This is a genomic window from Terrimonas sp. (assembly GCF_003075435.1).
Lineage (GTDB): Bacteria > Bacteroidota > Bacteroidia > Chitinophagales > Chitinophagaceae > Agriterribacter.
The window spans coordinates 196,690-218,066 of sequence record NZ_QCZJ01000008.1; the positions used below are offsets into that span (position 1 = coordinate 196,690).

The window sequence follows — 21,377 nt, forward strand, 5'->3', positions numbered from 1 at the left end:
TGAAAATGTGGAAATGTGAGGATGTGAGAATGTGGAGGAATGGCAATATTAAAGTATTCCTTGTGGTTGCTGCTGCTTTGCACCTGCTGGGTGAACACATAAATACTGAAATGACAGAAAAGCCTCCATTAAAATAATTATTATGACATCAGAACAGGAACTGAAAGCATTAGCCGCACAACTAAGGCATCCTTCGGGAGAAAAGGGAGTAGGGATAGCGAATATGATGAATGAAACAAATATCGGGATGACAAATCATGCCGTCCGTTGTTTGAATATACATAAAGCAGATATGATACTTGAACTTGGGCATGGTAATGCGCGGCATGTGGAAAGCCTGTTTCAGCGATATAACAATATACATTATTACGGGCTTGAAATGTCTGAATTAATGCATGAGGAAGCAAGAAAAATAAACCAGGTATTTATTGCGAATAAGCAAGCCCATTTTTATTTATATGCTGGCAAACAATTTCCCTTTGCAGGTGATTTATTCGATAAAATATTTACTGTAAATACTATTTATTTTTGGGAAGAGCCTCAGAAAACTATTGGTGAATTATATCGTGTTATAAAACCTGGTGGCAGGCTATGCATTACTTTAGCGCTGGAAAGCTTTATGCAACAGTTGCCTTTTACGCAGTTTGGTTTTGAGTTGTATAATATTAAAAAGATTGAAAAATTAATAGCATTTACTTCATTCAGGATTAGCAATATAGAAACAGCATTAGAGAATGTGAAAACCAAAACAGGCGAAATAGTGGAGAGGGAGTTTGTGAGTGTTGTGGTGGAGAAATAAAATTTAATGTATTCCTCACCCCGTTCTTAAAAATTTCCTGTAAAAGTCTTCTCTCATCTTCGCGAAATCTTTTTCAAGATATATCATTTCATTGCGAAGTTTTTGTTGTTGTTTTTGCCAGTGCCTGTCAATATTTTTTGAAGGAAATTCTTTAATTTTTTTTTCCAGGCGTTTAACATCAATAGCGATATCCTTTATGTATTCATCCCGCTCAATAATAAGGTTATGAAAATTCTCTGCTTCGGCAATCAATGCTCTGTCGGTAGTATTGTTATCCAGTACTTCACTTAATGTGTTTTTAAGCTCATTACTTTCATCTTTTAGCAGGTTAAGTGAGGTAAGCCAGGCAACACATTCGCTGATCGCCTGGCTTATTTTTTCTTTATTATATGACAAATCATTAAGCAATTTGTATTGCGTTTTAATGGTTTATTGTTGTTAATGGTTAGGAGCACAGGTTGCTTTTTTACTGATGATATCTTCAGCCGGGCTTATATAAGGAATGCCAAGGCCCATACCTCTCAGGATCAGCAGGCAGGCCATCAGCATCATCATATAAGGATATATCCTGCGTATGCTTTGCCTTATGTTTACATTTATATAATTTCCCCAGAATGCAATAGTCCACATTACCGGCAGGGTGCCTGCACCAAAAGCTGCCATAAATATTACTGATCTCGCTATATCGCCTGTGGCTGTAGCGCCGGCTAAAGCAAGGTATACCAGTCCGCAGGGAAGTAATCCATTTAAAAAACCTATTGCGAAAAGGGTTGATTGATTTTTTTTGAAGAATAATTTTCCAAATGTTTTCCTGATCTTTTCGAAAAATACTGCGGCGATGTTTTTACCGGTAAATATTGAAGGGAAAAGTTTAGGTAATATTACCAGCAATAAAATAATACTACCTGCGGTAATAGATAATCCCTGTTGAAAACCTAAAAGAGATATGCTGTGTCCAATACTGCCCATCACCAATCCAAAGAGTGAATAGGTAACAATTCTGCCGCTGTTGTATAACAATGTGCCAATAAATTTTGAATACAGGCTGTTGTCTTTTAACGGCAGGGATAAAGCCAGAGGTCCGCACATGCCAACACAGTGAAAGCTTCCTATCACTCCAATGGTAAATGCTGCTATGGCTGTTTCTAACATATCACTTTAGTTGTTGATTACAGGAATATTTTTTCCTCAAAATAATATGCTCTGCCTGCATCGTTCCAGTCTATCTGCAGTTCATAAGCACCGTTTATACCCGAAGGCAGCACTATAGCTGTAGTGCTATTACTGGTAGTGAAATCCTTTTTAATATCCTTGCCATTATCCGAAGGGCGATATAATAATACTTCTCCGGTCAAATCCTTTTCATTAAACACGGCCGGAAGTGTAATGATCAATGTATTGTTCACTATCTCAAATTTTACTTTGGATGATAATGCATTGGTTCTTTTAATAGCATCGATCCTATTCTGGTGCTTCAACTCCTTTGCGTAATAGTCAGGCGTAACCAGGTCAATTTTTTCGTTTGATGATTTAAATACCAGCACTACTATTCCTGCTACAAAAGCGAGGTAAACGATCAGTATTTTATATCCCCAGTTCATATTAAGAGATTTATGGTTTTTAGTTTGTTGTTAATGGTAGCTGTCAGTGTTTAGCTATCAGCCGGCGTTAAACTTAATAGCTGACCGCTTCCTATTCATACACCTCGGGTCCGATAAATTTCGCTTCAATGGTTTTTAATTTTTTACCATTTTGATATAGTCCTATATGTATTACCTTCTTCCAGCTTGTCACATCTTTTCTGTTAAGTTTTACAAAGAACTGCAGGTTAGCATAATCTTCTTTTTTCACTATTGTTGTTCCACTGCCTACGGGGGTGATTTCTCCCTCTACGTCTTCAAGCCTTAGTTCAAAAGGAATATCCTTGTGTGTTTTATTAGCTAATTTCAGGTTGTAAAGATTGGCTACCCTGCCATCGGGCAATGAAGTATAAGTCATGCCGGCTGTACGCATTAACCTGGCGTCAAGGTCTGTTCGGGTAGCTATCAATACAACCAACAGGCTCATCAGCAGGAATAAAACAACACTATATGCTTTAATGCGCCTGGTAAATTTTAACTGTACACCATCATTAATACTTTTTTCAGAAGCGTACCTGATCAGCCCGGTGGGTTTGTTAATGCTTGTCATAATAGCATCACAGGCATCAATGCAGGCCGTACAGTTCACACATTCCAGTTGGGTGCCATTGCGTATATCAATACCCGTGGGGCAAACCCTTACACACGCGGCGCAATCAATACAATCTCCTTTGGCAGGCACAACAACCGGGGCTGCTTTTTTTTCCAGGCTTTTACATGCGCCATCATTTTTACAATCCACACATTTGCAATCGTGTGGTTCTCTTTTATCTTTTTTTGAAAGCTTTCCTCTTGGTTCTCCACGTTTGTAATCGTATGCAACAACAATGGAATTTTTATCAAGCAACACCCCCTGCAACCTGCCGTAGGGGCATACCACAATACATACCTGCTCCCTGAACCACCAGTACACAAAAAAGAAAACAGTAGTAAAAGTAAGTAATGATATGAGCGTGCCAATATGTGCTGAAGGTGTTTGGATATATTCTATCAGCTTATCCATACTGATAAAATAAGCGAGAAAGAAATTAGCAATAATGAATGACAGCAAAAAGAAGGCAATAAATTTGGTTGTTCTTTTTTTGAGTTTCGTGCTGTTCCAGGGCATTGCTTTTAACTGTCGTTGTTGCGCAGCATCTCCATCAATCCAGTATTCTATTTTACGGAACACCATTTCCATAAAAATAGTTTGCGGGCAAGCCCAACCGCAGAATACTCGGCCATAAATTACCGTAAACAAAACAATGAATACGATGAAGGCGAGCATAGCGATACCGAAAATAAAAAAGTCCTGCGGCCAGAATATCAAACCAAAGATGATGAACTTTCTCTCCAGCACATTAAACATCAGCAATGGTTCGCCATTTACTTTTATGAAAGGCAATGCAAAGAAGATGATGAGATATACAATGCTGAATTTAGTGCGTAAAGAATATAATGCACCCTTTGGCTTTTTAGGATGTATATAATTCCTGCTGCCATCTTTGGTAATAGTTGCTACCGAGTCTCTGAACGACCCTTTCTCATCATGTATTATCATTTCTTCTTCTGTCATTGCTTCCGGTTTCAGGGTGCTTTAGTTTAAAAGATTAGCATTGGTGAATGATGCATCAGCACTATTTTATTTTACAGCATCAGGTGCCGGCGCTGATCCCTTTTCTGTAAACAAATCTCCCTGCGGAGCCCTTGCACCGGGAGGATTAGTGCCATGCAATGTTTTAATATAACTTGCTATATAGCTCATTTGTATAGGGGTAAATTCTTTTACCCAGGATTGCATTCCCTTATCAGGATATCCAACTTTTATACTGTGGTAAATATCGTTGAGCGAGCCTTTGTGCAGCCAGTAATCGTCTGTAAGATTAGGTCCCGCACCACCTTCACCTGCTTTACCATGACAGGGCCAGCATTTGTTTGCATAAATTTCTTTTCCGGCCGCTATACCCGCTGCGTCTGCCATTGGTATATTGTTCTCGTCTACTTTGTCTTTATTGTTAGCCTCGTATGCTTCCTTCTCAACCCTGGCTTTTTCCATTTCAGCAAGATATTCCTGCGTTGGGTTTTTACCTATGCCGAATGCATGGTAATAACCCAAATAGAAAATGGCAACAAAAATGGTTGCATAAAAACCGTATTTCCACCACGGTGGTAATGAGTTATCAAGCTCCTGTATACCATCATAATCGTGGTCAATTAAAATGTCAGCTTCTTTTTCTACTGCTACGGCTTTGGTAAATACTTTTTTATCGAGTGATGACCACCATTCACTGAATTTGGAACTTTTAACAGGTGCCTTGGCCTTTTCAGGCAGTAACTCCTGGAACACGCGGCGTATGGAAAATGCAAGAAACAGGATAGCCGCTACTTCAATAGCAATTACCGCTACAAATGCATAAAAAGCGCCTGCTGTTAAGCCGCCGTAGTTAGGGATATCGGCTACAACAGAAGGGGGTTCCGCGGTTTGTGCAAAAGCGGTTTGAGAAATTACAGACAAACCAATGATGAATATTACGCTGGGCAGCTTGTTGCCATTCTTGTATTTTTCAAGCGCCAGCTTACTAACGCTTATCAATACCTGCCCCATGCCCCATATTACAAATGCAAGTACTATAGCAGAAACAGTTAGTAAAATTGCCAGCAGGTTACTGCTTTCACCTGGTGCGGCACTGGTTGCGGCCTCCTGCGCAATAGCCGGTAATATAGCGCACAGCAATAATGAAGTGCTGAATAGCTTTTTCTTTATGGATGTAAAACGGTTCATAGCTTTTGTTTACAAGGTTGAGTTAGTTATCTCTTCTGAATCGAGTGGTATGTTTGATAAACGCTCTATGCTCTCTTTCTTCATTTTTTTCACCAGCACCAGCAGCACAATAAAAAACAGGAAAAAAATGATGAGGGAGATCATGGGATATATATTAGCGTCATGCATCTTCTCTGCGTATTGTTTTATGAATTTGAACATGGCAATTAATTTTTAGCGTTTTCAGATTTTGATATATCGGTGCCAAGTCTCTGCAGGTAAGCAATTACCGCTATTATTTCTCTCTCGGGTCCTATCTTAATGCTATCTGATTTTAAATTGTTAGCTATATGCTGCGCCTGCGTCATCAAATCCTTGTTGGCTGTTGCCGGATATTCTTTTTCGTAAGGCACACCCAGTTTTATCATAGCCCTGATCTTGGCAGGTGTGCTTGCTGTATCGAGTTTATTTTCTATTAACCCTGGATAAGCAGGCATAATAGATCCTTCACTCATGGATGATGGCTCTCTCAGGTGGCGGAAATGCCATCCGTCGCTTTTCTTAAGGTTGCCTGCACCTTCTCGCGCCAGATCCGGACCGGTGCGTTTACTTCCCCACTGGAATGGGCGGTCGTATATAAACTCTCCGGCTTTTGAGTATTCACCATACCTTTCTGTTTCGCTGCGGAACGGGCGTATCATTTGTGAGTGACAGGTATAACAACCTTCTCTTACATAAATATCACGGCCCTGCAATTCAAGCGGAGTATATGGCTTAACCGAAGCAATGGTCGGCACATTTGATTTTACCAGGAAGGTTGGCACCATTTCAATAACACCGCCAATAATTACCACTATCAAACTTAAGATCATCATTTGCACCGGTTTCCTTTCAATCCACCTGTGCCAGTGCTCGCCTGCATGTTTTACATATTCTTTCTGAAGAGGCGCTGCTTCTGCTGCTTCATCTGCAACAAGCTTACCTCTCTTAACGGTTTTGTACACATTATAGAACATGATGAACACACCAATCAGATACAATGCTCCACCAAATGAGCGCATCATATAAAATGGTTTGAGGTAAGTAACAGTTTCGAGAAAGGAATATTTAAGTATGCCTGCCTCTGTAAACTGCTTCCACATACTGCTCTGTGTGAAACCAGCCCAGTATAAAGGCACTGCGTAAAATATTATACCAAGCGTACCAAGCCAGAAATGGTTGTTGGCTAATTTTTTGGAATACAATGGAGTGTTGAAAATTTTGGGGATAAGCCAGTAAAGTATACCAAACGTAAGCATACCATTCCAGCCCAAAGCACCTACGTGTACGTGTGCAACAATCCAGTCGGTAAAATGTGCAATAGCGTTTACATTCTTTAATGAAAGCATCGGCCCTTCAAAGGTTGCCATACCATATGATGTAACTGCAACCACCATGAATTTCAAAATCACATCATCTCTCACCCTGTCCCAAGCGCCGCGGAGTGTAAGCAAACCATTGATCATACCACCCCAGCTTGGAAAGATGAGCATGAATGAAAATACCACCCCGAGCGACTGGGCCCAGTTGGGTAAAGCGGTATATAATAAGTGGTGGGGACCAGCCCATATATACAGGAATATTAAAGACCAGAAATGTATAATGGAGAGTTTGTAAGAGTAAACAGGGCGGTTAGCCGCTTTGGGCAGGAAGTAATACATCAGCCCCAGGTAAGGTGTGGTAAGGAAGAATGCAACCGCATTATGCCCGTACCACCATTGCACCAGTGCATCCTGCACGCCTGCATACCAGCTATAACTTTTAAAAAGGGAAACAGGCAATGCAAATGAATTTACTATATGCAGCATTGCAACGGTAACAAAGGTTGCTATATAAAACCAGATAGCAACATACAGGTGTTTCTCTCTTCTTTTAATAATGGTTCCAAACATGTTCCAGCCAAATACCACCCAAATGAGTGTAATGGCTATATCAATCGGCCATTCCAGCTCTGCGTATTCTTTGCTGGAGGTATAGCCCATAGGAAGCGTAATTGCAGCTGCAACAATAATAAGCTGCCAGCCCCAGAAATGGATCTTGCTTAATGTATCGCTGTACATTCTTGCTTTGCATAAGCGTTGCAAAGAGTAGTACACACCCATAAAAATGCCATTGCCTACAAAGGCAAAAATAACGGCATTGGTGTGCAGGGGTCTTAACCTTCCGAATGAGCCATATTGCGTAATGTTTAGTGAAGGAAATATAAGCTGAAGAGAAGCCCATAAACCTGCCAGCATACCAACTGCGCCCCAGAGTATGGTGGCGTACGCAAAGTTTTTTACAATCCGGTTGTCGTAATAAAATTTTTCTGCCTGCATATAGATTTACTTGTTTTGGATTTTTGGTTCAGTGGAAGTTGAGTCGTTATTGGGGAGCTCATCATCAAAAAGTACTCTTACAGAAGGAGTATAGTCATCATCATACTGCCCGTTTTTTACGCTCCATAAAAAAGCGGTAAGAAAAGCGCCGGCTACTACTATGCTGATACCTATTAATAAGAATAATGCACTCACCAGTGGAAATTTTAACGGGACAAAAGTATTTGTCACCTGTGTGTTAAAAATTGATAGCTGTCAACAGGAAATATGATTAAAATCAGTATTGGTGGGGCAATAAATCAAAATGCATTATTTTTCTCCTTTCATTTAATGTAGAAGCATATTTCAAAACGATTGCTATGGAAAAGGTAATTCCTGTTGATGTTTCCCTGTTACGTCCATGGATTGAGGCAAAGCTTTCTCCTGCTGAGGTTGAAGCACGGCTGCACAAAGCCGGTTTTTCTGAGGAAACCGTTGCTGCCTACCTGCGGGAATATAAAAAAGAATGTTATGCGGCGCGCCGGTTTAATGGTTTTGTTTGTGCAGGTGTTGGCGCTTTTCTGGGGTTTGCGAGCTGTGTGCTTTCTATTATCAATCCAATACCTGAACTATACCATATTATATTATTCGGACTTACTTCCGTAGCTATATTGATTATTTGTTTGGGTCTATATTTTGTATTTGAATGATCTTTTTAAAACAAAATCCTCAAAAATAAATTTGAGGATTTTATTGTTTGGTGCAATCAACGGATCAAGGGATATGGACTTATGCTGAAACTATTTTGCCTGACCGGCAGATTGTTCAATCATTTTTTCTGCCATAGGAAAGAGCAGGTTATTTTCAAGATGTACATGCTTATGCAGATCTTCTTCAAAAGCCTTTAGCTCCTGTAATACTATTTTAAATGTATTGCATGCATCTTCAGGTATGGAATAATCACTGGTCAGTATTCTTATTTGTTCCATTATAGCGCCGGCTTCATCATGCTCGTGCACCATCATGGTAACAGGATCGCTTATGTATTCCTGTTGTTTATTTGTATTGGTTTTATTGTTAAAGGAAGTGGCAATTTCCTTTATCCTGGGAAATAATACCATTTCCTCTTTCTGCATATGCATATACATATCATTTTTTAAATAAGCGAAAAGGTCTTTTACGGTTCTCATATAAGGATATCTTTCGCCATGCTTTGCTGCTACTTTGGTTAAATGCGCTTCAATATCCGGCATAGACTGGCGGGTATAAAAATGATGCTTTATGAGTATATACCTGATCAGTTGTTCCGCGTTCATATCTGAAAAATCAACAAAAGCTTTTTGATCCTGTATGTCTGAAGTTTTAAGCTCCTTTATTATTGCTGTTATATCCAGCCCTCTTTCATTACAGGCTTCTGCAAGTGTTTGCTTTCCTCCGCAACAAAAATCAAGATGATATTTTTCGAGAACAGGCACAAGCTGATGGTGCTCAATTGCAATTGATGCCAGTGTTTGTTGTTGTATGTTCATGATGATAAATAATTTTTTACAAAGTTGCATACTCTGTAAATCTTATTTTATGATTGCAGTCAGCTTATCTTTCGTTGGCTGATGTTTAACAAAAAAATGCCGGAGACAAGTATGAATGCCGCAGCAAGCAAAAGCTCATTAATGTAAGGAAGCGCAATGAAACTTATAGCAGCAATACCCTGCAGCATCAGAAGAAATTCATTTAAAATAACACCGGCAGTAAAAATTTTTACAGCGGTCAAAGCCAATGGTTTGATCTGTATATTTTTTTCAACCATCATAAACGCAAGCAGGAAAAGTGTAATTACGCCAAGCAGTATGAGGTGGAGATAACCAATAACAATAGGGCGGAATCCAAAAGCAAGCTTACTTAGCGAAGGTATAACAGAACCTAATTGTAATAATAGTTTAATGGTTAGCGCTATGCCTGAAAGCGCAAACAACCATAATGCATTTTTAGAGATAAGGGGTTTTATTTGTGCAAACCTTTTTTTAATATGTTGCACCATTATTATCCAGCCCGCAATCTGGCTGAAAGCGGCCAGCACTACCAGCGCAAAACTCCATTGTGGGATGGGCAACCATAAAGCTGATAATACATAAGCCGGAATACAGGCGGCCGCAAACAACCAGAATATCTTTTTTTGAACAGGCACAGGAATGGTATATAGAAATGCAGCCGACGCCAGGCCCATACAGGCAAAAAAGAACCAGCCGTTGTATTGAAAATGCAGGAAGAAATATACCGCCGCCAGGTACCAGTTTTGATGGATGGTTTTTGTAGCCATCATAAATGCCAGCGAAAATGCTCCCACGGAAGAAAGTATATTAAAGAGCAGGGCCGCTTTTATCCACCAGTGGCTTATACTTTTTTCTGGTAAACTGTTTAAGTCTTTCCAGAACATATATGCAAACACATAAGAAACAAAAATAGATAGCGTTGAAAAGATAATAGAGTATAAACCATAGCCCTGAATAGGAAAACTGATCAGCATACCGTATGCTGTAATAAGGTTGGCATTTATTACCCATTTATATTTTTTAAAAACGGCTTCATTTTTTTGCTTTAAAAGATACTGCATGAGCAGTAACATCAATACATGTGTAACCCATCCTGAAAATGCGAAATGGGAATGCCCGTGCAATAAATGTTTCTGATCAATAAAAGGAAGCGAAAAAAGAATTTTATACCTGAGTATAAAACCCGCTAATGCAACAAGTAATAAATTCAATAATGCCAGCTTTGTATAACGATGTATAATAAACTGAGTAGTATTCATGTGGGGCAAAGTACGTTATGCCGAAGGATTTTTATTGTGATTGAGATCATATTAAGGTATCAGGTATCAGGTTACAGGTTACTGGTTGCCTGTGTTGCTGATTGCTGATAGGTGATTGCTGATAGGTGATTGCTGATAGCTGATTGCTGATAGCTGATTGCTGATAGCTGATTGCTGATAGCTGACCGCCATTAAAAATACACTTTCCCTTTATCAATTACCAGTTCCCCTTTTTCATGCAAATGCCGCATGGTGCGTATTACGGTTTCAACACGCAAGCCGGTCATATTGGCAATTTGCTGCCTGGTAAGCTTAACCTTATTGCATATGGTACAAACATTTTTTTTATTTTTCTTTAAATAGGTAAGTAATGTATTAATACTCTTTTCGGGATCATGGTGGGCGAGCTCCTTCAGCAGAATGAATTTAAACCGCAGCCTTTCACTTATTGTTTTGCTGAAAGCCATATGGATATCAGGTCTTTCAGCTAAAAGCTGATAGAATAGTGATTTATGCAGCCTTATAATAACAGACTCCGTATCAGCAATGGCGCTCGCAGCATAGGGACCATCATCAAACAGAGGTATTTCTCCGAAGCACTCCCCGGGCTCAACCATGTTTTGAATGAACTCATTACCGTTGTCATCAATGTTTATCCAGCGCACACTTCCGTTTACCAGTTGGTGGTAAAAAGAGCAGATACCACCCTCGTTGTATATTACTTCTCCGGCAGCTACTTTTTTATAAGTAGCTCCAAGTGTAAGCAGTATGTCAATATCAATCATCATATAGCCCGTATTTGATATCAAAACTATTAGTGCTTGTATTGCTGGTGTATGATTCTGGAAAGCAGGCATTATGATTATTGTCATGTTTATAAGCTAAAACATCGTTTATGCCTAACCGTTTACAAAACTATGATTCTACGCATAAATATGCAAAAAGAGTCTGTGTAAAATTGTGCATTCAAATTATATCAAACACAAAAAACATTGATTATGAAAAAACTGTTGATGCTGCTTTTTGCCGCCATATACTTAGCAGCCTGTGGAGGCGGCGGACAGAATAATAGTGCAGAAACTCCGAAAACCAATACTGATGCAAAAACTGAAAATGGTAATCCGTCCTATGATCCTAACAGGGGAGAGGGAAAATTCACTAAGGTTGAAGTAGGTGCTTCCCTGGATGTTGCAATGGCTGATAATGGTGAAAAAGTATACGGGGTAAAATGTGGTAGCTGCCATAAGCTTTCTGATGAGAAACTGGTAGGACCCGGATGGAAAGGCGTTACCAGCAGGCATACTCCCGAGTGGATAATGAATTTTGTTACCAATACAGATGAAATGCTTAATAAAGACCCGAAAGCACAGGCACAGCTGGAAATATGTTTGGTACGCATGCCAAACCAGAATTTAAGTGATGATGAAGCCAGGTCTCTCTACGAATTCATGCGCAAAAATGATGGCGTAAAATAAATTATTAAGAACGGACATAACCCCTTTAAGTAATAAATAAAAAGTCTTTTATGAAACGTATGAAATCGTTACTGCTGATCACTATGATGCTTATGACGGTAACAGAATATTTTTCCTGTAAACCTAAAAATGCCGGTACTGCCGTAAACTCCGATGCTGCATCTAAAGTATATGTAGCGCCCGGTAAATACGATGAATTTTACAATTTTGTTTCCGGAGGTTTTAGCGGACAGTTAAGCGTTTATGGTTTACCCAGCGGACGACTGCTGAGAGTGATACCGGTGTTTTCTGTTGATCCTGAAAAAGGATATGGGTATAGTGAAGAAACAAAACCCATGCTTAATACTTCTCATGGCTTTGTGCCCTGGGACGATCTGCATCATACTGATCTTTCTCAAACCAATGGAGAGATTGACGGTCGATGGATTTTTGTAAATGGCAACAACACTCCCCGTGTGGCCAGGGTTGACCTTACTACCTTCCGTACTCATGAGATTATTGAATTGCCTAACAGTGCTGGTAACCACAGTTCACCTTTCATTACAGAAAATACTGAATACGTGGTTGCAGGTACCAGGTTCAGTGTTCCTCCTGATAATGCAAACGGAGATATACCTATTAATACCTACAAGCAAAACTTTAAAGGATATATCAGTTTTATCAGTGTGGGTAAAGAAGATGGTAAAATGGATATCGCTTTCCAGATTCAATGCCCTGGTATAAACTTCGACCTTAGCCATGCGGGTAAGGGAAAATCTCATGGATGGTTTTTCTTTAGCTGCTATAATACAGAGCAGGCTAATACTTTGCTGGAAGTAAATGCTTCGCAAAAGGATAAGGACTTTATCATGGCCGTTAACTGGAAAAAAGCCGAAGAATACCTGAAAGCAGGCAAAGGAAAAAAAGTATCTGTAAAATATGCGCATAATACATACGATGAAAAAACGCATAGCGCTACTTCAGAAATCAGGAATGAAGTAATAGTGCTTGATTCAAAAGAGCTGAAAGATCTCTGTTACTTTATCCCCTGTCCTAAATCTCCTCACGGTTGCGACGTTGATCCCACAGGAGAATATATTGTAGGAAGCGGTAAGCTGGCTGCATTGATTCCTGTATTCAGCTTTGATAAAATGCAAAAAGCGATAGCTGATAAAGCATTCGAAGGGGAATATGAGGGTATACCTGTTATCAAGTATGAGGCAGCGCTTCATGGTGAAGTACAAAAACCAGGTCTCGGACCTTTGCATACAGAATTTGATGGCAGAGGAAATGCGTACACTACTTTCTTTGTGTCAAGTGAAGTAGTAAAATGGGGACTTAAAGATCTCCAGGTAATAGACAGGGTTCCTACTTATTATTCCGTAGGGCATTTAATGATTCCCGGCGGAGACAGTAAAAAACCTAATGGTAAATATCTCGTTGCGTATAATAAAATTACCAAAGACCGTTATTTGCCTACAGGTCCGGAATTATCGCAGAGTGCACAGTTGTATGATATAAGCGGCGATAAAATGCAGTTGCTGCTTGATTATCCAACCATTGGTGAACCTCACTATGCCCAGGCAGTTGCTGCAGATGTGATTAAAGATAAGTCGGTGAAATTTTTCAAAATTGAAGAAAATGCGCATCCTTATCTTACTAAAGGTGAAGGAGAAAGTAAAGTTGTAAGAGAAGGAAATAAAGTGCATATATACATGACTGCTATCCGTTCTCACTTTGCACCAGATAATATTGAAGGTATAAAAGTAGGTGATGAAGTATACTTCCATCTTACCAATCTTGAGCAGGATTGGGATGTGCCTCACGGCTTTGCGGTTAAAGGCGCATTGAACGCAGAATTGTTGATTATGCCCGGTGAAACACAAACTTTGAAATGGATACCTGAAAAAGTCGGTATCTACCCGATATACTGTACAGACTTCTGCAGCGCATTGCACCAGGAAATGTCAGGATATGTAAGAGTATCACCTGCAGGCAGCAATGTACCGCTCACTTTTAGTCTCGGCACAAATCAACCTGCCGCTGATAATACTGCTAACCCCGGTAAATAAAGATTAAAACCGGCTGATTAAGATTTGCCCTGATCGGCCGGTTTTATTTATTTGATGATGTAGATGCGGGATAACATTTTAAATCATAATAATGAAAGCAAAACTTGCCGCAGGCACAAAAATATTATTGCTGGTAGCGGCCGCAGCATTGGTTCTTGTTCTATTCAATCCCATCTGGAGAATAGAATTGAACGCGCCTCAATATCCTGAAGGATTGAGCTTAAAAATTCATGCCAATGGCCTGAGAGGAAATGTTGATATCATAAATGGTCTTAATCACTATATAGGCATGAAAACATTGCATAACGAAGACTTTATAGAGTTTAAAGTGCTTCCTTATGCAATTATATTTTTTGCCGTATTGTTTGTATTGACTGTTGTGCTCAATAAAAGAGGATTGCTGTATACATCTTTTATACTCTTTGTACTATTCGGTATACTGGCCATGTATGATTTCTGGCAATGGGAATACGATTATGGACATAATCTTGATCCTGACGCGGCAATTAAAGTGCCTGGTATGGCGTATCAACCTCCTTTATTAGGGTTTAAGCAGTTATTAAATTTTGGCGCATATTCTATTCCGGATACAGGAGGATGGCTTTTTATAGGAGCAGGCGTGCTGCTGTTAATTGCTGTTATTATGGAATGGCGGAAAGTTAAAGCAGGAAAATCTTCTGCGGCAGCTTCTGCACCTGCGATGATATTATTTGCCCTGTTTTTCAGTAGCTGCAATACCGGACCGGAAGCTATTGCTGTGGGAAGAGATAACTGCAGCCATTGTAAGATGAGTATAAGTGATATTAAATATGCTGCTGAAATTGTAACACAGAAAGGGAAAGTATATAAGTTTGATGATATTACCTGCCTTGTATCATTTGTAAAGGATAAAGCAGTTGATGAGAAAGATATTCAGCAAATATATCTCAGTGATTTTTCCGCGCCCCATAGCCTGGTAAAATCCGGCGAAGCTTTTTATCTGAAAGGGGGTACAATACATGCGCCTATGAACGGAGATGTAGCAGCGTTTGCTAATAGAGATAGCTTAACTAAAATGGTATCTGAACTCGGCGCTGCCGAGGTAAGCTGGCAGCAGGTAAGTCAATGAGAATTATATTATTCATATTGAGTTGTATTTCGTTGTCATCATATGCCGGTGTGATTAAAGTAGGCAGGGAGCAGCAGCATAAATCTATAACTGCAGCTATTGATGCAGCCCGCGCCGGTGATACGGTGCTTGTTGATGGAGGAATATATTATGAAAAAAACCTCGTTATTAATAAGCCAATAGTATTAAAAGGGGTTAATCAACCGGTACTGGACGCTGAGAAGAAATATGAAAATATTTCTGTAAAATCAGATAATGTAACTATACAGGGTTTTGTGCTGCAGCATACGGGTGTTTCAAGCATTGTTGATTATGCTGCTGTAAAAATTTATAACAGCCGTAATGTATCTGTTATTGATAACATTGTAAAAGATGCTTTTTTTGGCATATACTCCCAGTACGGAACACGATGTCTTATAAAAAACAACACGCTTACTGCATTTGCAAAAACCGAACAATCAAGTGGTAATGGTATTCATTGCTGGAAAAGTGATAGTATGCAGATCATAGGCAATACGGTTACCGGCCACAGAGACGGTATTTATTTTGAGTTTGTAACCAATTCGGTTATATGGCGTAATCAATCTTTTAAAAATCTTCGCTATGGGCTTCATTTTATGTTCAGTAATAATGATGCCTATATCAATAATGTTTTTCAAAATAATGGTGCAGGTGTTGCTGTGATGTTTTCGAAAGAAGTAAAGATGTTCAATAATTTCTTCCAGGAAAACTGGGGAGATGCTGCTTATGGCATATTGCTGAAAGAAATCAATGATAGTTATATAGAAGGGAACCATTTTGAGAAAAATACTTCGGCCATATACGCTGAAGGTGCTAACAGGATATTTGTAAAAAGAAATATTTTTAAAAACAATGGATGGGCGTTTAAGATACAGGCAAGCTGCTCAGAAGTAATGCTGGAATACAATAATTTTTTAGGGAATATTTTTGATGTTGGCACTAATGGTTCTCTTGTGCTGAACAGGTTTAATAATAATTATTGGGATAAATATGAAGGCTATGATCTGAACAGGGATAATATCGGCGATATTCCATACCGGCCGGTGAGTATGTACAGTATGATTGTGGAAAGAAACCCGCCTGCCGTGATTTTGTTTCACAGCATGATGGTGTCGCTGATGGACAAATCTGAAAAAATAATTCCCAGTCTTACACCTGAAAATTTAAAAGACGAACATCCTATGATGAAGCCTCTACTATTATGATCATCGCTAATAATATCAATAAAAAATTCGGCAGGCTTAAAGCACTGGATAATGTAAGCGTTAGCTGCAACAAAGGAGAATGTATTGCATTGATCGGTCCGAACGGCAGCGGTAAAACCACATTTATCAAAGCCATATTAGGAATGGTTTTGTGTGATAGCGGGTTTATTACTTTTAATGGAAAAAATATTTTGCATGATTGGGAGTATCGCTCAAAGATTGGTTATATGCCACAGATAGGCCGCTATCCTGATAATATGAGTATTGGGCAATTGATGGTAATGATGAAAGATATAAGAAAGCCCAAAAATATACAGTTGGATGAAGAGCTGGTAAACAAATTTGAGCTGGATAAGTTATATGATAAGCGCATGCGTACACTCAGCGGTGGCACCAGGCAGAAAGTAAGCGCTTCGCTTGCATTTCTTTTTAACCCCGAGGTTTTGATACTGGACGAGCCAACCGCAGGACTTGATCCTGTTGCCGCAGAAATTTTAAAAGAGAAAATTATTGCGGAGAAAGCAAAGGGCAAGTTGGTACTTATTACTTCTCATATATTGAGTGAACTTGACGACCTGGTATCGCAGGTAATATACCTGCAGGATGGTAAGCTCATCTTTCATAAAAAAATTGAAGCGCTCCGGGAAGATACCGGCCAGGAAAAATTATCAAAAGCGATAGCAACCGTAATGCTTAAAGGAAGATAAAATGGTGAAGATTTTTAAATACGTTATTATAGATATTCTCAGGAATAAGATAATACTGGCATATACTGTTTTTTTGCTGGTGTTGTCGTTAAGTATTTTTAATCTTGAAGACAGCAGCGCTAAAGGCATTTTAAGCTTACTCAATATTGTATTGATTATTGTGCCGATGGTAAGTATATTATTTGCGACTATTTATATTTATAACAGCGCCGAATTTTTAGAATTATTAGTCAGTCAACCGCTTAAAAGAAAAACTATCTGGTTAAGCATGTTTGGAGGATTGGCGTTTTCACTGGTCACAGCCTTTCTGGTTGGTGTGGGCATACCCGTATTATTATATGAAGCAAGCTCAGCAGGTATTATGTTAATTACATCAGGTGTTTTGCTTACGGTAATATTTGTTGCTATAGCATTGCTTGCCGGGGTTAAAATCAGGGATAAAGCAAGAGGAATAGGAACTGTAATATTATTATGGCTGTATTTTTCATTATTGTTTGATGGTATTGTATTGTTTATTCTTTTCCAGTTTGCCGATTACCCGCTTGAGAAATTGATGGTTGGTATTACTACGCTAAATCCTATAGGATTAAGCCGTATACTGGTATTGCTTAAAATGGATATATCCGCGATGATGGGGTATACCGGGGCTATATTTAAAGATTTTTTTGGAACTACTATTGGTATGATAATCAGTTTGCTCGTACTATTATTGTGGATCGTTTTACCGGGGTGGTTATCCGTACGAAAGTTTAATCATAAAGATTTATAAGCACGCATAAAATCAATATATATGAAAAGACATGAGGCACTGGCGCCGTTTTCAAGGGAGCATCATGGCGCGTTGATTCTTGCACAGGTAATGAAAAAAGGAGCTCCTGCATATAAGGGAATGCCTGTGGATACCGAGGGTAAGATCAGTTATGCGATTGAGTTTTTTGATGTGCACCTCACAGACCATTTTAACAGGGAAGAAGCAATGCTTGAAAAAGTAGAAAATGTGAATGAGGAGATTAAATCGTTGTCTAAAGCAATATTTGCGGAGCATGATGCGCTGAAAAATGATTTTATAAAATTAAAAACCGCAGATGATAAAATAATGGCGCTTGATGAATTGGGTAAGATGCTTGAGGCGCATATCCGTAAAGAGGAACGGGTATTATTCCCATTGATTGAGAAACACTGCGGTGAAGAAATATTAGCTTATTTATAAAGCAGGACGATATATGAAAAAAGATATCAAAACCCGTGAGGATATTGAGCTGTTGGTGATAAGCTTTTATGATAAAGTAAAAGCAGACGATACTATCGGATATATTTTTAATGATGTGGCAAAAGTGAATTGGGAGAAACATCTCCCTGTTATGTTCGATTTCTGGGAAAATATCCTGTTTTTCACCGGTGGATATGCCGGTAATCCAATGATGATCCACCAGCATCTTAATAAAATGTTTCCACTGACAAAGGAACATTTTAAAAGATGGGAAGCTTTATTTCTTCAAACAGTAGATGAGTTGTTTGAAGGAGATAAAGCGGAGCTTGCCAAACAGCGGGCATTAAGCATTTCAACGGTAATGCAGATTAAGATTGTGGGAGGGTGATTGATGGGGGACAGCTATGAGCTTTCAGCGATCAGCTATCGGCTGTCGGCAGGCAGAACCCGGTGACCAATAAGTGTTTGAACTTTTGAAAATATCGAAGGGATTACAGATTATAGAGTGGTTATTAAATTTTTGAAGGAAACCCTCGAACATCTCTGCTTACGACCTGAACCGCAACGTCCGCTGAAAGCTGATGGCTGACTGCTGATAGCTTTCACCACTCTACAGCCCCTTCATATTGGCGCTTGCTGATGAAAGTACTGCAGCCAGTATAACAATACTGATGCTGCTTGCAGGCATTAAGATAGCGGCAACCATCGGAGATAAAAGCGCCTGTGTGGCAAAAGATAATCCCACAATATTATAAAGAATGGATACGCTAAATATAGCGGTAATGATCTTCTTTCCGGAACGTGCGTATTCCAGGAATTTTCCAATAAGATGAACATTGCTGCCGTCCAGTATAGCATCGCTGGCAGGAGTGAACTGTGTATGATTTTCACTCACAGCTATACCTACAGTACTTTGTTTTAAAGCGCCAGCATCGTTCAGCCCGTCACCAAGTATCATAACCTGCCTGTGCTGTAACTGCAGTTGTTGGATATATTCCAGTTTTTGCTGTGGCTGCTTTTCAAAATTCATTTTTACATTACCAACAAATATTTTTTCCAGGTTATTTCTTTCCGTATCATTATCGCCTGATAATATATGCTGTTCATATTTGGCGTTGGATAATCCGGCTGACATTTGATCTAATCCCTCTCTGTACTGATTCCCGATCTTAAATACGCCGAGGTAAATATTATTCAATGCAACATGTACGTGTACCCCCGTAACTGCAAACGGCTGGCTGATACCTGCGGATCTTATAAAATCAGTGTTGCCCAATTTCACAGGAATCCCGTCAACCAATGCCTCAATACCTTTACCACTATACTCTTTAAAGGCTGTAATAACAGTATGCTGAATGCCAATATCATTAATAGACGCAGCGATAGCTTTGCTTAACGGGTGTGAGGATTGTCTTGCAACTGCTTTTATTGCTTTTAATTCACCAGGCATTAATTGAGTGCCTTCATATATTACGCTGGCAATATTGTTTTGTGTGAGCGTTCCGGTTTTGTCAAATACCAAGGTATTTACTGCAGCCATAGCTTCAATAACCGAAGCGTTTTTTAAATACAATTTATTCTTCCCGAAAATACGGAGCATATTACCATGTGTAAACGTAGCGGCAAGCAATAAAGAACATGGGCATGCTACAATTAAAACAGCTGTTACTGCCGGTAGAATTTTAGCAGGCTCACTTACCCACCAGTATACTGCGGTACTGATAGCAACAGTGAATAGAGCGAGTGTAAAATACCTGCTCCACGGATGAACAAATGATTTGTCAGCATTTTTCTTATCTGAAAAGATATCATTGTTCCATAACTGAGTAATGTAACTCTGCGAAGTTTCATTTACTACTTCCAGTTCTATCATCCCGCCAATCTGTTTGCCGCCGGCATATATCAGTTCTCCTTTTCTTTTTTGCAGCGGCGTATTTTCACCGCTGACAAAACTGTAATCTACATTGGCTTCTCCTTTTAATAATACAGCGTCTGCCGGTATCATTTCTTCGTGGCGTATAATAATATGATCTCCCTTTTTTATTTGTGTTACCGGAATATTTTTTTCCTGTTGTTCTTTTATAACGGTTACGCCTAAGGGAAAATAGGAAAGATAATCCCGGTCGAAAGAAAATGAATCGTAGGTTTTATCCTGGAACCAGCGGCCTATCAGCATAAAAAAGACAATGCCGGTTCCGGAATCCAGATAGCCGGCACCGGTTCCTGAAATTATTTCGTAGTAACTTCTTCCGTAAGTCACCAGTATTGCCAAAGCTATCGGCGCATCAATATTCAAAAATTTTTGCTGTAATCCTTTCCATGCGGAAATAAAAAATCCGCTTGCTGAAAAGAATAATACCGGGAGAGATAAGCCAAAATTCAACCATGTAAATGTTTCTTTCAGTCCATGCTGCTCAATATTTCCTGAAGAAAAATACTCCGGGAAACTCAGCATCATTATATTGGAGAAGCAAAATCCGGCCACCCCAATTTTATAAATCCTTTTTTTATTGAAACGAATTTCTTTTTTTGTTTTGGTGTCATTAAGGCTTATATAAGGCTCATAGCCAATAAAGGCAAGCAGCTCCACTACTTTGCGAAGCGATATTTCGTTATGATTGAAAATTATAAAAACCTCCTTGCGCTGAAAATTAGCCTGCGATTTTATAATGCCTTCATTAATACGATGCAGGTTCTCCAGCAAAAAAATGCAGGAAGAGCAATGCATCTTTGGCAGACTGAATACCGCATTGGTTTGCGTATCATTACTGAATTGCACTAATTTCCTTGTAACAGATTCATCGTCGAGATAGGCGAATTTTTCAGCAACAAATTTTCCCTTTGCTTTAATGCCAGGATTTTTATCAAAATTGTAATAGCTGCACAGGTTGTTTTCATTCAGCAGCAGGTATACCTGTTTGCAGCCTTCGCAACAAAAATTTCTGTCATTGGCAACAATTATTTCTTCACATTGCTCGCCGCAGTGGTAACAGTTGGTTTTTATGATGGGATCAGATACGATATGCTTATGATTTTACCTGCAAAAGTGGAGAACTGCATCCTGAGCCGAAATGACCGCCATCAAGGAGAATGATGATAGTTATCAGGGAGCAGGTATCAGGTGTAAGGTATCAGGTGTGAAAGGGATATGTCTTGTCCTAGCATAAGTAGACAGATTTAAGAACAAAAAAATCTGTAATACCATGACAAGAGATGTCCAAACGGTGATCCGGTATAGTATTAGCTTTAAGCAAAAAGTAGTCAGAGAGTTAGAAG

General features: G+C 39.3%; 22 protein-coding genes. 10 read left to right on the top strand and 12 right to left on the bottom strand.

From position 1 onward, the window contains the following. Window positions 1-142 precede the first annotated feature (142 nt). The gene (locus DC498_RS11245) at window positions 143-799 is read left to right on the top strand and encodes a class I SAM-dependent methyltransferase (RefSeq protein WP_116874247.1); all 657 of its coding nucleotides are present in this window, start codon (window positions 143-145) and stop codon (window positions 797-799) included. Between the two features lie 15 nt (window positions 800-814). On the opposite strand, the gene DC498_RS11250 is transcribed toward DC498_RS11245, so the two are convergent. The 8 genes from DC498_RS11250 to ccoS all read right to left on the bottom strand — a co-directional run bounded on the left by DC498_RS11250 (window position 815) and on the right by ccoS (window position 7,731). Next, on the bottom strand, window positions 815-1,195 hold the full coding sequence (locus DC498_RS11250; protein ID WP_133176832.1) for a hypothetical protein: 381 nt from the start codon (window positions 1,193-1,195) through the stop codon (window positions 815-817). 42 nt (window positions 1,196-1,237) lie between these two features. Continuing rightward, the gene (locus DC498_RS11255) at window positions 1,238-1,951 is read right to left on the bottom strand and encodes a sulfite exporter TauE/SafE family protein (RefSeq protein ID WP_116874249.1); all 714 of its coding nucleotides are present in this window, start codon (window positions 1,949-1,951) and stop codon (window positions 1,238-1,240) included. 17 nt (window positions 1,952-1,968) lie between these two features. After that, a complete protein-coding gene (locus DC498_RS11260; protein ID WP_116874250.1) occupies window positions 1,969-2,400 on the bottom strand; it encodes a FixH family protein in 432 nt (143 codons plus the stop codon). A 91-nt stretch (window positions 2,401-2,491) separates the two neighbouring features. Beyond that, window positions 2,492-3,994, bottom strand: coding sequence for a 4Fe-4S dicluster domain-containing protein (locus DC498_RS11265; protein ID WP_206197592.1), 1,503 nt, complete (start codon window positions 3,992-3,994; stop codon window positions 2,492-2,494). Between the two features lie 66 nt (window positions 3,995-4,060). After that, a complete protein-coding gene (locus DC498_RS11270; RefSeq protein ID WP_116874251.1) occupies window positions 4,061-5,200 on the bottom strand; it encodes a cbb3-type cytochrome c oxidase N-terminal domain-containing protein in 1,140 nt (379 codons plus the stop codon). Window positions 5,201-5,209: 9 nt separating this feature from the next. Next, entirely contained in the window at window positions 5,210-5,401 is a 192-nt protein-coding gene (locus DC498_RS11275; RefSeq protein ID WP_116874252.1) for a CcoQ/FixQ family Cbb3-type cytochrome c oxidase assembly chaperone, read from the bottom strand. A gap of 5 nt (window positions 5,402-5,406) precedes the next feature. Continuing rightward, entirely contained in the window at window positions 5,407-7,536 is a 2,130-nt protein-coding gene (gene ccoN / locus DC498_RS11280) for a cytochrome-c oxidase, cbb3-type subunit I (RefSeq protein WP_116874253.1), read from the bottom strand. Window positions 7,537-7,542: 6 nt separating this feature from the next. Continuing rightward, the gene (gene ccoS / locus DC498_RS11285; RefSeq protein ID WP_116874276.1) at window positions 7,543-7,731 is read right to left on the bottom strand and encodes a cbb3-type cytochrome oxidase assembly protein CcoS; all 189 of its coding nucleotides are present in this window, start codon (window positions 7,729-7,731) and stop codon (window positions 7,543-7,545) included. Window positions 7,732-7,895: 164 nt separating this feature from the next. On the opposite strand from ccoS, the gene DC498_RS11290 reads away from it, so the two are divergent. Further along, window positions 7,896-8,225 carry a hypothetical protein gene (locus tag DC498_RS11290; RefSeq protein ID WP_116874254.1) on the top strand — a complete coding sequence of 110 codons (330 nt, stop codon included), beginning with the start codon at window positions 7,896-7,898 and terminating at the stop codon, window positions 8,223-8,225. 90 nt (window positions 8,226-8,315) lie between these two features. Here the strand turns inward: DC498_RS11290 and ric are convergent, their stop codons facing one another. From ric to DC498_RS11305, 3 genes are all read right to left on the bottom strand, one after another. Further along, window positions 8,316-9,044, bottom strand: a complete 729-nt coding sequence (gene ric, locus DC498_RS11295) for an iron-sulfur cluster repair di-iron protein (protein ID WP_165813820.1) — start codon at window positions 9,042-9,044, stop codon at window positions 8,316-8,318. Window positions 9,045-9,103: 59 nt separating this feature from the next. Next, window positions 9,104-10,324 (bottom strand): hypothetical protein, encoded by a 1,221-nt coding sequence (locus DC498_RS11300; protein WP_116874256.1) that lies wholly within the window; start codon window positions 10,322-10,324, stop codon window positions 9,104-9,106. 191 nt (window positions 10,325-10,515) lie between these two features. Continuing rightward, the gene (locus DC498_RS11305) at window positions 10,516-11,112 is read right to left on the bottom strand and encodes a Crp/Fnr family transcriptional regulator (RefSeq protein WP_240627968.1); all 597 of its coding nucleotides are present in this window, start codon (window positions 11,110-11,112) and stop codon (window positions 10,516-10,518) included. 210 nt (window positions 11,113-11,322) lie between these two features. Between DC498_RS11305 and DC498_RS11310 the strand changes: the two genes are divergently transcribed. The 8 genes from DC498_RS11310 (at window position 11,323) to DC498_RS11345 (ending at window position 18,489) form a co-directional block, all read left to right on the top strand. Next, a complete protein-coding gene (locus DC498_RS11310) occupies window positions 11,323-11,799 on the top strand; it encodes a c-type cytochrome (protein WP_116874257.1) in 477 nt (158 codons plus the stop codon). Window positions 11,800-11,849: 50 nt separating this feature from the next. Then, a complete protein-coding gene (gene nosZ, locus DC498_RS11315) occupies window positions 11,850-13,850 on the top strand; it encodes a Sec-dependent nitrous-oxide reductase (RefSeq protein ID WP_116874258.1) in 2,001 nt (666 codons plus the stop codon). 91 nt (window positions 13,851-13,941) lie between these two features. Further along, a complete protein-coding gene (locus tag DC498_RS11320) occupies window positions 13,942-14,958 on the top strand; it encodes a nitrous oxide reductase accessory protein NosL (protein ID WP_116874259.1) in 1,017 nt (338 codons plus the stop codon). Between the two features lie 17 nt (window positions 14,959-14,975). Then, on the top strand, window positions 14,976-16,184 hold the full coding sequence (locus tag DC498_RS11325; protein WP_240627970.1) for a nitrous oxide reductase family maturation protein NosD: 1,209 nt from the start codon (window positions 14,976-14,978) through the stop codon (window positions 16,182-16,184). Continuing rightward, window positions 16,181-16,891, top strand: coding sequence for an ABC transporter ATP-binding protein (locus DC498_RS11330; protein WP_116874261.1), 711 nt, complete (start codon window positions 16,181-16,183; stop codon window positions 16,889-16,891). Before DC498_RS11325 ends, DC498_RS11330 begins: the two co-directional genes overlap by 4 nt. 1 nt (window position 16,892) lies before the next feature. Continuing rightward, window positions 16,893-17,660, top strand: a complete 768-nt coding sequence (locus DC498_RS11335) for an ABC transporter permease (RefSeq protein ID WP_116874262.1) — start codon at window positions 16,893-16,895, stop codon at window positions 17,658-17,660. A 21-nt stretch (window positions 17,661-17,681) separates the two neighbouring features. Further along, window positions 17,682-18,101, top strand: a complete 420-nt coding sequence (locus tag DC498_RS11340; protein WP_116874263.1) for a hemerythrin domain-containing protein — start codon at window positions 17,682-17,684, stop codon at window positions 18,099-18,101. Between the two features lie 13 nt (window positions 18,102-18,114). Then, a complete protein-coding gene (locus tag DC498_RS11345) occupies window positions 18,115-18,489 on the top strand; it encodes a group III truncated hemoglobin (protein WP_116874264.1) in 375 nt (124 codons plus the stop codon). A 222-nt stretch (window positions 18,490-18,711) separates the two neighbouring features. On the opposite strand, the gene DC498_RS11350 is transcribed toward DC498_RS11345, so the two are convergent. Next, window positions 18,712-21,123 (bottom strand): heavy metal translocating P-type ATPase, encoded by a 2,412-nt coding sequence (locus DC498_RS11350; RefSeq protein ID WP_116874265.1) that lies wholly within the window; start codon window positions 21,121-21,123, stop codon window positions 18,712-18,714. Window positions 21,124-21,377 lie beyond the last annotated feature (254 nt).

Bases quoted from the DNA above. Each gene is read 5' to 3' on its own strand.
- DC498_RS11245 (WP_116874247.1), top strand. From the start codon at position 143: ATGACATCAGAACAGGAACTGAAAGCATTAGCCGCACAACTAAGGCAT.
- DC498_RS11255 (WP_116874249.1), bottom strand. From the start codon at position 1,951: ATGTTAGAAACAGCCATAGCAGCATTTACCATTGGAGTGATAGGAAGC.
- DC498_RS11260 (WP_116874250.1), bottom strand. From the start codon at position 2,400: ATGAACTGGGGATATAAAATACTGATCGTTTACCTCGCTTTTGTAGCA.
- DC498_RS11265 (WP_206197592.1), bottom strand. From the start codon at position 3,994: ATGACAGAAGAAGAAATGATAATACATGATGAGAAAGGGTCGTTCAGA.
- DC498_RS11270 (WP_116874251.1), bottom strand. From the start codon at position 5,200: ATGAACCGTTTTACATCCATAAAGAAAAAGCTATTCAGCACTTCATTA.
- DC498_RS11275 (WP_116874252.1), bottom strand. From the start codon at position 5,401: ATGTTCAAATTCATAAAACAATACGCAGAGAAGATGCATGACGCTAAT.
- ccoN (WP_116874253.1), bottom strand. From the start codon at position 7,536: ATGCAGGCAGAAAAATTTTATTACGACAACCGGATTGTAAAAAACTTT.
- DC498_RS11290 (WP_116874254.1), top strand. From the start codon at position 7,896: ATGGAAAAGGTAATTCCTGTTGATGTTTCCCTGTTACGTCCATGGATT.
- ric (WP_165813820.1), bottom strand. From the start codon at position 9,044: ATGAACATACAACAACAAACACTGGCATCAATTGCAATTGAGCACCAT.
- DC498_RS11300 (WP_116874256.1), bottom strand. From the start codon at position 10,324: ATGAATACTACTCAGTTTATTATACATCGTTATACAAAGCTGGCATTA.
- DC498_RS11305 (WP_240627968.1), bottom strand. From the start codon at position 11,112: ATGATGATTGATATTGACATACTGCTTACACTTGGAGCTACTTATAAA.
- DC498_RS11310 (WP_116874257.1), top strand. From the start codon at position 11,323: ATGAAAAAACTGTTGATGCTGCTTTTTGCCGCCATATACTTAGCAGCC.
- nosZ (WP_116874258.1), top strand. From the start codon at position 11,850: ATGAAACGTATGAAATCGTTACTGCTGATCACTATGATGCTTATGACG.
- DC498_RS11320 (WP_116874259.1), top strand. From the start codon at position 13,942: ATGAAAGCAAAACTTGCCGCAGGCACAAAAATATTATTGCTGGTAGCG.
- DC498_RS11330 (WP_116874261.1), top strand. From the start codon at position 16,181: ATGATCATCGCTAATAATATCAATAAAAAATTCGGCAGGCTTAAAGCA.
- DC498_RS11335 (WP_116874262.1), top strand. From the start codon at position 16,893: ATGGTGAAGATTTTTAAATACGTTATTATAGATATTCTCAGGAATAAG.
- DC498_RS11340 (WP_116874263.1), top strand. From the start codon at position 17,682: ATGAAAAGACATGAGGCACTGGCGCCGTTTTCAAGGGAGCATCATGGC.
- DC498_RS11345 (WP_116874264.1), top strand. From the start codon at position 18,115: ATGAAAAAAGATATCAAAACCCGTGAGGATATTGAGCTGTTGGTGATA.